Source organism: Streptomyces niveus, assembly GCF_001723055.1.
GTDB classification, from domain to species: Bacteria; Actinomycetota; Actinomycetes; order Streptomycetales; family Streptomycetaceae; genus Streptomyces; species Streptomyces niveus.
This window is the reverse complement of record NZ_MDCR01000039.1, coordinates 1-14,555: the sequence shown is the minus strand read 5'-3', so window position 1 is coordinate 14,555 and position 14,555 is coordinate 1. Positions and strand designations below refer to the sequence as shown.

The following is a 14,555-nucleotide window of genomic DNA, read 5'->3' as shown; positions in this document are numbered from 1 at the left end:
GTTCTACGAGGCCGGGGCGGTGGCGGGTGCCGGGTCCGGCGCGGGGTCCTCGTCCGGCGCAGGGTCTGGCTCCGGTTCCGGCTCCGGGTCGGTGAGCTGTTCGCGTACGTAGTTCCAGACCACCGCGATCAGCGCGGCGATCGGTACGGCGAGCAGGCTGCCCACGATGCCCGCCAGGCTCGCCCCGAGCGTCACCGCCAGCAGGACCACCGCCGCGTGCAGACCCAGCCCCCGGCTCTGGATCATGGGCTGGAACACATTGCCCTCCAGCTGCTGCACGACGATGATGACCGCCAGCACGATCAGCGCGTCCGTCGGGCCGTTCGAGACCAGCGCGATGAGCACCGCGACCAGACCGGCGAACAGGGCACCGACGACGGGCACGAACGCGGAGACGAACGTCAGCACCGCCAGCGGGAGTACGAGCGGTACGTCCACGATCCACAGGCCGAGCCCGATGAACACCGCGTCGAGCAGACCGACGAACGCCTGGGACCGTACGAACGCGCCGAGCGTGTCCCAGCTGCGGGCGGCCACCACCGGGATGTCGGTGGCGAGTCGGCCGGGCAGCTGACGGGCCAGCCACGGCAGGAACTTCGGCCCGTCCTTGAGGAAGAAGAACATCAGGAAGAGCGCGAGGACAGCGGTCACGACTCCGTTGACCACGGTGCTGACGCCCGTGACGACGGTGGTGACCATGCTGCCGACACTGTCCTGAAGACGCGCCATCCCGGAGTCCAGCGCGCCGGTGATCTCGTCGTCGTCGATGTTCAGCGGCGGCCCGGCCGCCCACTCCCGCACCTTGTCGATGCCGTCGGCGACCCCCGTCGCCAGCTCACCCGACTGTGACGCCACCGGCACCGCGATCAGCGCCGCGACGCCCACAGCGGCCGCCAGGAACAGCACCATCACCACGGAGGCGGCCAGGGCCGGCGGCCACCCGTGCCGACGCAGGAACCGGGCCAGCGGCCAGGTCAGCGTGGTCAGGAGCAGGCCGACTATCAGCGGCCACACGACGGACCACATCCGCCCCAGAAGCCACAGAGTCACCCCCGCCATGACGAGGATGACCAGCATTTCGACGGAAGCTCGGGCCGAGGTACGCAGCGCGGCGCGAGTCTTTGTTGAACTCAACGTGACAGACACGGACGTCACCCTACGGGTACCGCGACACGCCGCTGTCCGCATGCAGGGGACGGCCGGTGCCCACCGAGGCTACGCACGCCGCGCGAGCAACTCCGCGAGACGGTCGGCGAATTGGGTGATCACGTCGAGCCCGGGCCGTTCGCCGTGTGGCCGAGAAGCGAATAATCGATTGCCCCCGGCCGTTCCCGAAGGACAACCTTGCACGGTTTGGGCCATCCACGACTCACTGGGACGTCATGCAGATTCGCGATCTTCCGTATCCCGATCCCGGGACACCCGATGCCCGGTCAGGACCGCGTTTCCTGTACTGGCTCGGCCGCAATCAGCTGCGTGGCCAGCTCAAATCGCTCTCCTGGGGGCTGCTGCACCAACTGGGCGTCGCCGGTCTGCCGCTGGGCGCCGGGCTCGCCGTGCAGGCCGTCGTGGACCGTTCGGGCGGGCGGCTGGCGCTGGCCGGTGTCGTCATCGCCCTCTTCGGCGCCGCGATCACCGTCGGCGACACGATGCTGCACCGCGCGGCGGTCACCAACTGGATCACCGCCGCCTCCCGCATCCAGCAGCTGCTCTCCCGCAAGACCGCCGAGCTGGGCTCGGCGCTGACCCGCCGGGTCGCCGCCGGTGAGGTGGTCGCCGTGTCGACGGGCGACGTCGAGAAGATCGGCTGGTTCGTCGAGGCGCTGTCGCGCTTCCTGGCCGCCGCCATCGCCGTCGTCGTGGTCTGCGTCGGCCTCGTGCTGTATCTGCCGTCGATCGGCGCGGTCGTGGCCATCGGCGTGCCGGTACTCGCCCTGGCCGTGCTGCCGCTGCTCCCCCGCGCCACCCAGCGCGCCGACATCCAGCGCGACAAGGCGGGCCGGGCCACCGAGCTGGCCGCCGACACGGTGGCCGGACTGCGGGTGCTGCGCGGTATCGGCGGCGAGGAGCTCTTCCTCACGCGGTACCGGGCGGCGTCGCAGGAGGTCCGCGAGGCGGCCGTCCGAAGCGCCCGTATGTGGGCGCTGATCTCGGCCATTCAGGTGTTCCTGCCGGGCGTTCTGCTGATCACGGTGGTCTGGTACGGCGCGCTCCTCGCGGGCGACGGCCGGATCTCGGTCGGCGAACTGGTCACGGTGTACAGCGCGGTCACCCTGCTGCTCTTCCCTCTCCGTCACTTCGAGGAGATCGCCATGGCCTACTCCTTCTCGCGTCCCTCGGCGACGCGCGCGGCCCGTGTGCTGCGGCTGGAGCGGACCTCGTACGAGGACGAGCGCGGCGGACTCGACGACACCCGGCCCACCGGTGACCTCTACGACCCGGCGACCGGCATGCTCGCCCCCGCCGGGCAGCTCACCGCCGTCGTGTGCGGCGACCCCGACGCGGCCGGACGGCTGGCCGAGCGGCTGGGCGGACACGCGGCCGACGAGGAGAAGCTCCCGTCCGTACTGCTGGGTCCGGTGGCGCTCGACGACCTTCCGCTGGACGCGGCGCGCGCCTCCGTCCTCGTACAGGACAAGGATCCGGTGCTGCTGTCCGGCACCCTCACCGAGCTGCTGGACGTGCCCGCGTCCGGCGCCGTGCAGCCGAAGGCCGCGCTGGACGCCGCGCAGTGCGACGACGTGCTCGCCGCGCTCGTCCAGGCGTCGGTGGACGGCAGCGGCGACCCGCTGCGCTCGCGCATCACCGAGCGCGGCCGGTCGCTCTCCGGCGGGCAGCGCCAGCGGCTCGCGCTGGCCCGCTCGCTGGTCGCCGACCCTGAGGTACTGGTCCTCGACGAGCCCACGTCCGCCGTGGACTCACACACCGAGGCGCGGATCGCGGAAGGCGTACGGCGACTGCGCGGCGGCCGTACGACGGTCGTGTTCGCGTCGTCGCCCCTGCTGCTCGACCAGGCGGACACCGTGGTGTTCGTCCACGAGGGGAAGGTCGCGGCCACCGGGTCGCACCGGGAGCTGCTGCGGGAGGACTCGCGCTATCAGGACGTCGTCACGCGCCGGACGGACGCCGAGGCCGGGACAGGGACAGGTACGGGGACAGAGATCGAGATCACGAGCGACGGCGGCACGCTGAAGCCGACCCCTCTCGCCGCACGGGAACAGCTGGAAGAGATCGAGGAATCCGCATGATCGGCGTGGCACCACCGGAGTACGACCCGGCGGCACCGGAGTCGGCCACGACCCTGCCCGTCGCCCGCCCGGCGACCGTACGGGCCTATGTCGTGGAGCTGTTGCGACGGCACCGTACGGCGTTCGCCCTGCTCATCGCGGTGAACGCGGTCGCGGTGATCGCCTCCATGGCGGGGCCGTACCTGCTCGGCGGCGTCGTCGAGGACCTGTCCGACGGCGCGAAGGGGGTGAAGGAGCTCCATCTGGAGCGCACCGCCGTCGTCTTCGCGGGCGCGCTGGTCATCCAGACCGTCTTCACCCGGATGATGCGGCTGCGCGCCGCGATGCTCGGCGAGGAGATGCTGGCCGACCTGCGGGAGGACTTCCTCGTACGGTCGGTACGGCTGCCGCCCGGTGTCCTGGAGCGCGCCGGTACCGGCGATCTGCTGTCCCGGATCACCACCGACATCGACCGCCTGGCCAACGCGATGCGGGAGGCAGTGCCGCAGCTGGCGATCGGCGTCGTGTGGGCGGGGCTGCTGATCGGCGCGCTGGCGGTGACCGCGCCGCCGCTGGCACTCGCGGTGGTGGTGGCACTGCCGCTGCTGATCGTGGGCTGCCGCTGGTACTTCCGGCGGGCGCCGGCCGCGTACCGCTCGGAGGCCGCCGGGTACGCGGCGGTCGCCGCCGTACTCGCGGAGACGATCGACGCGGGCCGGACGGTCGAGGCGCACCGCCTCGGCCGCCGCCGGGTGGCGCTGTCCGACCGGCGCATCAAGGAGTGGACGGCGTGGGAGCGGTACAACCTCTGGCTGCGGTCGGTGCTCTTCCCGGTCATCAACCTCACCCACGTCACGATCTTCCTGGCGACGCTGGTGGGCGGCGGTGTCTTCGTCCTCCAGGGCTGGATCACCGTCGGGCAGCTGACGACCGGCGCGCTGTTCGCGCAGATGCTGGTCGATCCGGTGGGTCTCATCCTGCGCTGGTACGACGAGTTGCAGGTGGCACAGGTGTCCCTCGCCCGGCTGGTCGGCGTACGCGAGATCGAGCCGGACGACGGTGACGAGAAGGTCGTGCCGGACGGCCGGGACGTCCATGCCGACCGGGTCAACTTCGGTTACCGCGAGGGCATCGACGTCCTCCACGAGGTGACGCTGGAGGTCGCTCCCGGCACCCGCGTCGCGCTGGTCGGACCGTCCGGCGCGGGCAAGTCCACTCTGGGGCGGCTGCTCGCCGGGATCTACGCCCCGCGCACCGGCCGGATCACGCTCGGCGAGGCCGAGCTGTCGCGGATGCCCGCCGAGCGGGTGCGCGGCCATGTCGCACTGGTCAACCAGGAGCACCACGTCTTCGTGGGGTCGATGCGCGACAATCTGCGGCTCGCCCGCGCGGACGCGGTGGACGCCGAGCTGTGGGCGGCGCTCGGCGCGGTCGACGCGGACGGCTGGGCCCGCGCGCTGGACGACGGGCTCGACACGGAGGTCGGCTCCGGCGGTACGGCGCTCACGCCCGCGCAGGCGCAGCAGATCGCGCTGGCGCGGCTGGTCCTGGCCGACCCGCACACGCTGGTCCTGGACGAGGCGACGTCGCTGCTCGACCCGCGTGCCGCCCGGCATCTGGAGCGGTCGCTGGCGAAGGTGCTGGACGGCCGTACGGTCGTGGCCATCGCGCACCGGCTGCACACGGCGCACGACGCGGATGTGATCGCCGTGGTGGAGGAGGGCCGGATCAGCGAGCTGGGCAGTCATGACGAGCTGGTGGCTGCGGACGGCGCGTACGCGGCGCTGTGGCGGTCCTGGCACGGCTGAGGAGCGGTCGGGGCCGTGCTGTGAGCGGCGTCCGGGCGGGCGCGGGGGGCTCGCCCGGACGCGTCATGGGTGGTGGGCGCGTACGACGACACGTACGTCGCCGACGCCGCCCCCACCCGGTCAGATCACGTTCAGCGCCGCCGCGCCGCCCACCCCGCCGAGCAACATGAACACCGGCATCAGCACCTTCAGCTCCACCCAGCTCCCGGCCCTGAACCGGATCGCCTTCGGCGGCCCGATCGGGTACCAGCGCTTGCGCCCCACCGGGATGGGCCACAGGATCGGGCACCCCGACACAGTGAGCGCGTCGCCGATGTCGTGCACCAGCGCGCCCAGGAGGATCGGGAGTCCCAGCCACAGGTACTCCTGGCCGGGCGCCGAGAAGAGCCAGTCCGAGCCGTTGCCCGGCTTGTCCAGCACACCCGCCAGGATCCACGCGCTCGTCGCGCCGAGCAGCCAGACGAGGATGTCGCTCGACATCCGGGCCGCCCGCCAGAGCAGCCCCTCGACGGCGAGCACCATATGGATGAAGAGCAGCGCGAGCACCGCCCACCGGCCGCCGAGTATCGCGAGCGCCGAGGCGCCGCCGCCGATCATGACGGCCCAGAGCCAGGTGTGGGTGAGGGTGCGGTGGCCGCCGGTCCTGCGCGGGTCACCGGGTTTCTTCGTCGCCTTGTAGACGGCGTACGACAGCTTGTCGACGATCTCGCACAGCGCCTTGGACACCGGCCCGAACGCCCGCGAGATCGTCGCCGACTTGTGGTCCAGGTCGGGCGCGAGCGCCGCCCCCGCGCAGATCAGCGCGCCGACGACCAGCACCGGCCAGGGCATGGCGCGATCGGCCGCCGCCGCCGCTGCTCCGACCCCCAGCCAGGCCGCCGCGCCCGACAGGGAGTGCGCCGGTCCCATCATCGTCGTCCCCGCATGATCGTTCCCCGCCCCGTCGTCGCCGTGGTGACACGTACCGAAGGGCTCACCGCCGTTGTGGCGGGGCCCAGTTGACGGATCAGCGTATCGTCAGTGATCTTCGGCCGGTCGTCCGGTTCCCTCATCGGGGCCGAAGGCAGGCAAGATGGGGGGCGTGACCCTTATTGATCAGCTGCCGCCGGAAGCCGACCCCGATGCCCTCTTCGAGGCCTTCTCGTCATGGGCCGAGGGCGAGGGCATCACGCTCTATCCGGCTCAGGAGGAGGCGCTGATCGAGGTGGTCTCCGGGGCCAACGTGATCGTCTCGACCCCGACCGGCTCCGGGAAGAGCCTGATCGCGGCGGGTGCGCACTTCACGGCGCTGGCCCAGGACAAGGTCACCTTCTACACCGCCCCGATCAAGGCGCTGGTGTCGGAGAAGTTCTTCGACCTGTGCAAGCTCTTCGGTACGGAGAACGTCGGCATGCTGACCGGCGACGCGTCCGTGAACGCCGACGCGCCGGTCATCTGCTGCACGGCGGAGGTGCTGGCGTCCATCGCGCTGCGCGACGGCAAGCACGCCGACATCGGCCAGGTCGTGATGGACGAGTTCCACTTCTACGCGGAGCCGGACCGCGGCTGGGCCTGGCAGATCCCCCTGCTGGAGCTGCCGCAGGCGCAGTTCGTCCTGATGTCGGCGACGCTCGGTGACATGTCGCGGTTCGAGGAGGATCTGACCCGGCGTACGGGCCGGCCGACCTCCGTCGTACGGTCGGCGACCCGCCCGGTGCCGCTGAGTTACGAGTACCGCCTCACGCCGATCACCGAGACGCTGACGGAACTGCTGGAGACCCGTCAGGCGCCGGTCTACATCGTGCACTTCACCCAGGCGGCGGCCGTCGAGCGCGCGCAGTCGCTGATGAGCATCAACATGTGCACGCGCGAGGAGAAGGACCGGATCGCCGATCTGATCGGCAACTTCCGCTTCACCACCAAGTTCGGCCGCAATCTCTCCCGTTACGTACGCCACGGCATCGGGGTGCACCACGCGGGAATGCTGCCGAAGTACCGCCGCCTGGTCGAAAAGCTGGCGCAGGCAGGTCTGTTGAAGGTGATCTGCGGTACGGACACCCTCGGCGTCGGCGTCAACGTCCCCATCCGTACGGTGCTGTTCACGGCTCTCACCAAGTACGACGGGACGCGTGTGCGCACGCTGCGCGCCCGTGAGTTCCACCAGATCGCGGGCCGGGCCGGGCGGGCCGGTTTCGACACGGCGGGCTTCGTCGTCGCGCAGGCGCCGGAGCATGTCGTGGAGAACGAGAAGGCGCTCGCCAAGGCGGGCGACGACCCGAAGAAGCGCCGCAAGGTGGTCCGCAAGAAGGCGCCCGAGGGCTTCGTGGCCTGGTCGGAGACGACGTTCGACAAGCTGATCGGCTCCGATCTCGAGCCGTTGACCTCCCGCTTCCGGGTCACCCACACCATGCTGCTGTCTGTCATCGCGCGGCCGGGCAACGCCTTCGACGCGATGCGCCATCTCCTGGAGGACAACCACGAGCCGCGCAAGCAGCAGTTGCGGCACATCAGGCGCGCGATCGCCATCTACCGGTCGCTGCTGGACGGCGGGGTGGTGGAGCGCCTTGAGACGCCGGACGAGGAGGGCCGGATCATCCGGCTCACCGTCGACCTCCAGCAGAACTTCGCGCTCAACCAGCCGCTGTCGACGTTCGCGCTGGCCGCGTTCGAACTGCTGGAGCCGGGCTCGCCCTCGTACGCGCTGGACATGGTCTCCGTCGTGGAGTCGACACTCGACGATCCCCGGCAGATCCTCGCCGCGCNNGCGCGGCGAGGCGATCGGTCAGATGAAGGCCGACGGTGTCGAGTACGAGGAACGGATGGAGCGGCTCCAGGAGTTCACGTACCCGAAGCCGCTGGAGGAGCTGCTGTGGCACGCGTACGAGGTGTACCGCACCAGCCATCCGTGGGTCGGCGACCATCCGGTGTCGCCGAAGTCCGTCATCCGTGACATGTTCGAACGGGCCATGACCTTCACGGAGTTCACCTCGCACTACGAGCTGGCGCGCACCGAGGGCATCGTGCTGCGGTATCTCGCGAGCGCCTACAAGGCGTTCGAGCACACCATCCCCGACGATCTGAAGTCGGAGGATCTGGAGGATCTGATCGCCTGGCTCGGCGAGATGGTGCGGCAGGTCGACTCCAGCCTGCTGGACGAGTGGGAGCAGCTGGCCAACCCGGAGATCGAGACCGCCGAGCAGGCCCAGGAGAAGGCCGACCAGGTCAAGCCGGTCACCGCGAACGGGCGTGCCTTCCGGGTGCTGGTGCGCAACGCGATGTTCCGCAGGGTGGAGCTTGCGGCGCTGGACAAGACGTACGAACTGGGCGAGCTGGACGCCGAGTCGGGCTGGGACGCGGACGCCTGGGGCGAGGCGATGGACGGGTACTGGGACGAGTACGAGGAGCTGGGCACCGGTCCCGACGCGCGCGGCCCGAAGTTGCTCGGTATCGAGGAGGATCCGGAGCACGGTCTGTGGCGGGTCCGGCAGTCGTTCGCCGATCCGAACGGCGACCATGACTGGGGCATCAGCGCGGAGGTCGATCTCGCCGCGTCGGACGAGGAGGGCCGGGCCGTGGTCCGGGTGACCTCCGTGGGCGCGCTGTCCGCGCGCTGAGCCCCCCGGCATCTCACGACTCTGGAGAACGGACACGATGACGAACCCCGCCGAGCGGCTGGTCGATCTGCTCGATCTGGAGCGGATCGAGGTCAACATCTTCCGCGGGCGCAGCCCCGACGAATCGCTGCAACGGGTCTTCGGCGGCCAGGTCGCCGGCCAGGCCCTGGTGGCGGCGGGGCGGACCACGGAGGGCGACCGCCCGGTCAACTCGCTGCACGCCTACTTCCTGCGGCCGGGGCGGCCCGGTGTGCCGATCGTGTACCAGGTCGAACGGGTGCGGGACGGCCGGTCGTTCACGACACGCCGGGTCACGGCGGTGCAGGAGGGCCGGACGATCTTCAATCTGACGGCGTCCTTCCACCACGCGGAGGAGGGCGGCTTCGAGCACCAGCTGCCGCCGCGCCTCGACTTCCCGGACCCGGAGTCGCTGCCGACGGTGGCGGACGAGGTGCGTGAGCATCTGGGCGGGCTGCCGGAGGCGTATCAGCGGATGGCGCGGCGTCAGCCGTTCGACATCCGCTACGCGGAGCGGCTGCGGTGGACGCCGGACGAGGTCAGGGACGCGGATCCGCGCAGCGCGGTGTGGATGCGCGCGGTGGGTCCGCTGGGCGACGACCCGCTGGTGCACACGTGCGCCCTGACGTACGCGAGCGACATGACCCTGCTGGACGCGGTCCGTATCCCGGTCGAGCCGCTGTGGGGGCCCCGCGGGTACGACATGGCGTCGCTGGACCACGCGATGTGGTTCCACCGGCCGTTCCGCGCGGACGAGTGGTTCCTGTACGACCAGGAGTCACCGATCGCGACGGGCGGGCGCGGGCTGGCCCGGGGCCGTATCTACGACCGCTCGGGCCGGCTGCTGGTCTCGGTCGTCCAGGAGGGGCTGTTCCGCAAGCTCGGCGGCTGAGGCGCGACAATGGACGGACAGGGGGAGACCCGACTTGCTCCGAGGAGACCTTGATGACTCTGTACGACATCCCGCTGCGCACCCTGACCGGTGAGCCCACGTCCCTGGCCGCGTACAAGGGCCGGGCGGTGCTGGTGGTGAACGTCGCGTCGAAGTGCGGCCTCACTCCGCAGTACGAGGGCCTGGAGCGGCTCCAGCAGACGTACGCCGACCGCGGCCTGACCGTCCTCGGCGTGCCCTGCAACCAGTTCGGGGGCCAGGAGCCGGGCAGCGCCGAGGACATCGAGACGTTCTGCTCGACGACGTACGGCGTGAGCTTCCCGCTGCTGGAGAAGTCCGAGGTCAACGGCGATAACCGGCACCCGCTGTACCGCGCGCTGACCGAGCGGGCGGACGCGTCGGGCGAGGCGGGCGACGTGCAGTGGAACTTCGAGAAGTTCCTGATCTCCCCCGACGGCGAGGTCGCGGCCCGCATCCGCCCCCGCACGGAGCCGGAGTCCCCGGAGGTCATCACGGCGATCGAGGCCCAACTCCCGGCGTAGCGCCCGCTCTTCACCATCATGCCCGGCCCGTGCCAGTGGGGCCGGGCATCGGTGTGTCCGGACCTCGCACGCCTGCATCCACCATGCGCCCACGCCTTCATCACGGTTTCGACACAACCGGAGCGACGTGCGTACAACGGGGCAAGTCGCGCGGCTACGGTCATGCCCCGACGAAGCGGTCCTTGGGGGACACATGAGCTTTTCACCACCTGGCGCGCCCGGTCCGAACCCGTACGTCGGGCCTCCGACGCCGCCGCCGGGCCGGCCGAAGTGGACACGGAAGCGGGTGCTGCTGCCGCTGCTGGCGGTGCTGTTCCTCCTGGGCGTCGGGATCGGCGCGGCGGACGACACGGCGGGGACGAAGAACGCGGCCGACGCGAAGCCCGCTCCGGCCGCGACGGTGACCACCACGGCGACGGCCACACCCGAGCCGGCGGTGACCGAGACGGTGACGGCCACGCCCGAGCCCGCGCCGACCGTCACCAAGACGAAGACCGTGCGCGTCACGGTCGCGCCCGCCGCCGACGACAACGGCGACAGCGGCGGGTCGGGCGGGTCGGACACCGGGGGCTCGGGAGGCGGCTCGACGTACTACGCCAACTGCACGGCCGTCCGCGCGGCGGGCGCGGACCCGATCCGCTCGGGCGACCCGGGCTACGGCTCGCACCTGGACCGCGACGGGGACGGTGTGGGCTGCGAGTGACACGCATGCCCTCGGCCGCCGGACGGCCCGCGCTCGCGGCCTGCCCGGCGGCCGGCGCGGGGGCCCTACCTGATCGGCATCCCCGACAGCGTCCGCGCGATCACCAGGCGCTGGATCTCGCTCGTGCCCTCGAAGATCGTGTAGATCGCGCTGTCGCGGTGCATCCGCTCCACCGGGTATTCGCGGGTGAAGCCGTTGCCGCCGAGGAGTTGGAGGGCCTGGGCCGTGACCTGTTTGGCCGTCTCGCTCGCGTACAGCTTCGACATCGAGCCCTCCGCCGCCGTGAAGGGCTTGCCCGTGGCCGCCATCCAGGACGCGCGCCAGACCAGCAGCCGGGCCGCGTCGATGCGGGTGCGCATGTCGGCGAGGGGGAAGGCGACCCCCTGGTTGTCGATGATGGGGCGGCCGAACTGGGTGCGGGTCTTGGCGTAGTCCAGTGCCACCTCGTACGCGGCGCGGGCCGTGCCCACCGCCATGGCGCCGACGGCGGGGCGTGACGCCTCGAAGGTCGCCATGGCCGCGTTCTTCACGCGCTCACCACTGCCGCCCTTGCGGGCCTCGCGGGCGCGCGCGAGGCGTTCGTCCAGCTTCTCCTTGCCGCCGAGCAGGCAGTGTCCGGGGACGCGTACGTCCTCCAGGACCACCTCGGCCGTGTGCGACGCGCGGATGCCGTGCTTCTTGAACTTCTGGCCCTGGGAGAGTCCGGGCGTGCCCGGCGGGACGATGAAGGAGGCGTGGCCCTTGGAGCCGGCCTCGGGGTCCACGACGGCGACGACGACGTGCACGTTCGCGATGCCGCCGTTGGTGGCCCAGGTCTTGGTGCCGTTCAGCACCCACTCGTCCTTCGCCCCGTCGTAGACCGCGCGGGTGCGCATCGCCGCGACGTCCGATCCGGCGTCGGGCTCGGAGGAGCAGAACGCGGCGACCTTCACGTCGTCCACGTCGCCGTACATCTGGGGTATCCAGGTGCCGATCTGTTCGTCGGTGCCGTTGGCGAGGACGCCGACTGCGGCGAGTCCGGTGCCGACGATGGACAGGCCGATGCCCGCGTCGCCCCAGAACAGTTCCTCCATGACCATGGGGATGGACAGGCCCGTGGGGTCGAAGTACTGCTGCGCGTAGAAGTCGAGTGAGTAGACACCGACCTTGGCGGCTTCCTGGATCACCGGCCAGGGAGTCTCCTCCCGTTCGTCCCACTCGGCCGCCGCCGGGCGGATGACGTCGGCGGCGAAACCGTGCAGCCAGTCGCGTACCTGCTTCTGGTCGTCGTTGAGTTCGAAGCTGAACTCGGCCATCGTCTTCCTCCAGCACTGCTGTTACTTACGGTAACAACAGTCTGTTACCGGCAAGTAGAGGATGTCAACCTGCGGCGGGCTGATCTGCGAGGACGCCGGGCTTGGTGTTACGTTGCCGGGGCGTCACGGAATCGCTCGGGCGGGGAGACACCCATGGGGACCACACAGCAGACCGACCAGCACCGCTCGGCCCATCAGCGGCGCCGTCAACTCCTGGAGGCCGCCGACCGGGTCGTGCTGCGTGACGGGCCGAAAGCCTCCATGAACGCCATCGCGGCCGAGGCCGGTATCACCAAGCCGATTCTCTACCGCCACTTCGGCGACAAGGGCGGGCTCTACCGCGCCCTGGCGAAGCGTCATACGGACGCGCTGCTCAGCGCGTTGAAGGCGGCGCTCGACGCGCCCGCCGACCGCCGCGCGCGGGTGGAGGCCACGCTCGACACCTACCTCGCGGCGATCGAGGCGCGCCCCCAGGTGTACCGGTTCCTGATGCACCCGGCCGACAACACCGCCACTGCCGACGCCCAACTCCCCGAGCAGGGCTTCGACGTGGGCCGCCACTCGGCCCCGCTGCTGCGCCGGCTCGGCGAGGAGCTGGCCGTCGTCATCGAGGAGCGGGTCGATCTCGGGCCGGACAGCGCGCAGTTGGCGCGCGTCTGGGGCCACGGGATCGTCGGCATGATGCACGCGGCCGGCGACTGGTGGCTCGGCGAACGCCCCTGCTCACGCGCGCAGTTGGTGAGCAGTCTGGCCGATCTGCTGTGGGGCAGGCTGGCGCTGGTGGACGACCGCGCGGGCAGCCCGGGGCTCTGAGCCCTCCCTAACTCCGGCTCCAGGACGCGCGCCGCGCGGCCCGCAGGACCCTGGCCCGGCGCAGGCCCGTCAGCCGGTCCGGGTACACCATGCCCTGGAGATGGTCGCACTCGTGCTGGAGGCAGCGGCCGAAGAATCCGGCGCCTTCGATCCGTACGGGCGCGCCGTCCGCCGTCACACCCTCCACCACCGCGACGTCCGCACGCTCCGTGCCCGCTTCGAGGCCGGGCAGCGAGAGGCAGCCCTCGGCGCCCCGTACGGTGACGCCGTCCGTCGCGACGAGCCGCGGGTTGACGACGTGCCCGAGGTGACGGACGTCCTCGTCGTCGGGGCAGTCGTACACGAACACCTGTAGCGGCACGCCGATCTGGTTCGCCGCGAGACCCACGCCGTTCGCGCGGTACATCGTCGCGAACAGGTCCTCCACCAGCCGGGCGAGTCCGGGCCCGAAGTCGGTGACGGGGTCGCAGGGGCTGTGCAGGGTGGGGTCGCCGAGCAGCCGCAGGGGACGGACCCGTCCGGTGCTGCCGGGGATCAGCCGGTTTCGCACGGGTCCGCCGTGAAGTCCGCGGCGCGGTCCGCCGTGAAGTCCGCCGCGCCGTCCGCGCGTTCGATCGTCGCCATCGCGCCAGCGTACGTCGGACCTGGGGCCCCGTTGCCGTACGGGCACCGCACGGGGGGCGTTTACCGGAACGTGATGCGCCGCATGTCTGGTTTTCATCGGTCACCTGTGCTTAAAGTTGCGCCACCGAATTAATCTCAGAGTGAGAGGAATTGTGGCAACTACCTCGCTCCCCCGCACCTCCAACCGCAGCGCCGTGATCGCGGCCCTGCTCTCCGGCGCGGACATGGACCGTCAGCGGCTCATCGCGGAGACCGGCCTGAGCCGGGCCACGGTGTTTCGCATCGTGGACGACCTGATGGCCGAGTCCCTCGCGCTGGAGGGTGTCCGGGTGCTCCGGGAAGGCCCCGGCAGACAGTCGACGTCCGTGAGTTTCAACCACCGTTCCGCTCTGGTCTGCGGAGTCGACCTCGGCGGCACCAACTGCCGGATCGTGGTGGCGGACGCGCTCGGCCGGGCCCTCATCCGAAGCCGGGACACCACACCGCGCGACGCGACGGCTGACGGACTCGCCGCCTGGGTGGCCGGCCGGATCACCGATCTGGTCACCCGGCACGGCGACGGCGTCCCCCTGCACACCGNNGCCTGCGCGATCTGCTGTCCGGGGCCGACCTGGTGGCGTACGCACGCGGCAGAGGGGTCGATGTGCCCACCGCGCGCGCCCTGTTCGCGGACCCGGAGACGTACGCACCGCTGCTGGCGGAGGTGCACGGCGCGCTGGCCCATCTGGTCACCGTCGTCGCGCTCGCGTACGAGCCCGCCACCGTGGTCCTGACCGGCGGCTTCTCGGAGTCGTTCGACACCGCGCGGCTGACCGCGATCAGCGACCAGGTCGCCGGCACGGTCGGGGTCCGCAGCGTCGTACGGCGCTCCGACCTCGGGGACTCGGCGGGCCTGCTCGGCTCGATGGCGTCCTCGCTCGGCCGACTCTACGACTCGCTGGGCGTGAGCGCGGACGACGCGGCCTCCGTGGCCGTCGACCGCGATCTGGTGATCCGCCGCCTCGCGGACTGCCCCACCGCCCCCACCACCACCCCTACGG

At 71.1% G+C, this 14,555-nt stretch carries 11 protein-coding genes and 2 pseudogenes; 9 read left to right on the top strand and 4 right to left on the bottom strand.

Features of this window, described 5'->3' with window-relative positions; translation table 11 throughout:
- Window positions 1-3 precede the first annotated feature (3 nt).
- Window positions 4-1,146: an AI-2E family transporter gene (locus BHU15_RS05515; protein WP_069626210.1), complete on the bottom strand. Its 1,143-nt coding sequence runs from the start codon at window positions 1,144-1,146 to the stop codon at window positions 4-6.
- A gap of 236 nt (window positions 1,147-1,382) precedes the next feature.
- On the opposite strand from BHU15_RS05515, the gene BHU15_RS05510 reads away from it, so the two are divergent.
- Both BHU15_RS05510 and BHU15_RS05505 read left to right on the top strand, forming a co-directional pair.
- On the top strand, window positions 1,383-3,248 hold the full coding sequence (locus BHU15_RS05510; protein WP_069626129.1) for an ABC transporter transmembrane domain-containing protein: 1,866 nt from the start codon (window positions 1,383-1,385) through the stop codon (window positions 3,246-3,248).
- A complete protein-coding gene (locus BHU15_RS05505) occupies window positions 3,245-5,035 on the top strand; it encodes an ABC transporter ATP-binding protein (protein ID WP_069626128.1) in 1,791 nt (596 codons plus the stop codon). The genes BHU15_RS05510 and BHU15_RS05505 overlap by 4 nt, the downstream gene beginning before the upstream one ends.
- A gap of 120 nt (window positions 5,036-5,155) precedes the next feature.
- Here BHU15_RS05505 and BHU15_RS05500 read toward each other — a convergent pair whose 3' ends face one another.
- Complete coding sequence (locus BHU15_RS05500; protein ID WP_069626127.1) at window positions 5,156-5,947, bottom strand: metal-dependent hydrolase; 792 nt, start codon at window positions 5,945-5,947, stop codon at window positions 5,156-5,158.
- 160 nt (window positions 5,948-6,107) lie between these two features.
- On the opposite strand from BHU15_RS05500, the pseudogene BHU15_RS05495 reads away from it, so the two are divergent.
- The 5 genes and pseudogenes from BHU15_RS05495 to BHU15_RS05480 form a co-directional block, all read left to right on the top strand.
- Window positions 6,108-7,776: pseudogene (locus BHU15_RS05495) on the top strand (DEAD/DEAH box helicase); the annotation flags it as partial.
- Window positions 7,777-7,778: 2 nt separating this feature from the next.
- A pseudogene (locus BHU15_RS41095) lies at window positions 7,779-8,628 on the top strand (DUF3516 domain-containing protein); the annotation flags it as partial.
- 37 nt (window positions 8,629-8,665) lie between these two features.
- Window positions 8,666-9,538: an acyl-CoA thioesterase gene (locus tag BHU15_RS05490; RefSeq protein WP_069626126.1), complete on the top strand. Its 873-nt coding sequence runs from the start codon at window positions 8,666-8,668 to the stop codon at window positions 9,536-9,538.
- Window positions 9,539-9,591: 53 nt separating this feature from the next.
- Entirely contained in the window at window positions 9,592-10,080 is a 489-nt protein-coding gene (locus BHU15_RS05485) for a glutathione peroxidase (RefSeq protein ID WP_069626125.1), read from the top strand.
- Window positions 10,081-10,273: 193 nt separating this feature from the next.
- On the top strand, window positions 10,274-10,783 hold the full coding sequence (locus BHU15_RS05480) for an excalibur calcium-binding domain-containing protein (protein WP_079127915.1): 510 nt from the start codon (window positions 10,274-10,276) through the stop codon (window positions 10,781-10,783).
- A gap of 65 nt (window positions 10,784-10,848) precedes the next feature.
- Here BHU15_RS05480 and BHU15_RS05475 read toward each other — a convergent pair whose 3' ends face one another.
- Window positions 10,849-12,078, bottom strand: coding sequence for an acyl-CoA dehydrogenase family protein (locus BHU15_RS05475; RefSeq protein ID WP_069626124.1), 1,230 nt, complete (start codon window positions 12,076-12,078; stop codon window positions 10,849-10,851).
- A gap of 153 nt (window positions 12,079-12,231) precedes the next feature.
- On the opposite strand from BHU15_RS05475, the gene BHU15_RS05470 reads away from it, so the two are divergent.
- A complete protein-coding gene (locus tag BHU15_RS05470) occupies window positions 12,232-12,891 on the top strand; it encodes a TetR/AcrR family transcriptional regulator (protein WP_069626123.1) in 660 nt (219 codons plus the stop codon).
- A 7-nt stretch (window positions 12,892-12,898) separates the two neighbouring features.
- On the opposite strand, the gene def is transcribed toward BHU15_RS05470, so the two are convergent.
- Window positions 12,899-13,441: a peptide deformylase gene (def, locus tag BHU15_RS05465; protein ID WP_069626122.1), complete on the bottom strand. Its 543-nt coding sequence runs from the start codon at window positions 13,439-13,441 to the stop codon at window positions 12,899-12,901.
- A gap of 655 nt (window positions 13,442-14,096) precedes the next feature.
- Between def and BHU15_RS39995 the strand changes: the two genes are divergently transcribed.
- Window positions 14,097-14,555, top strand: a 459-nt coding sequence (locus BHU15_RS39995; protein WP_438284956.1) for a hypothetical protein, incomplete at both ends; no start/stop codon positions are given.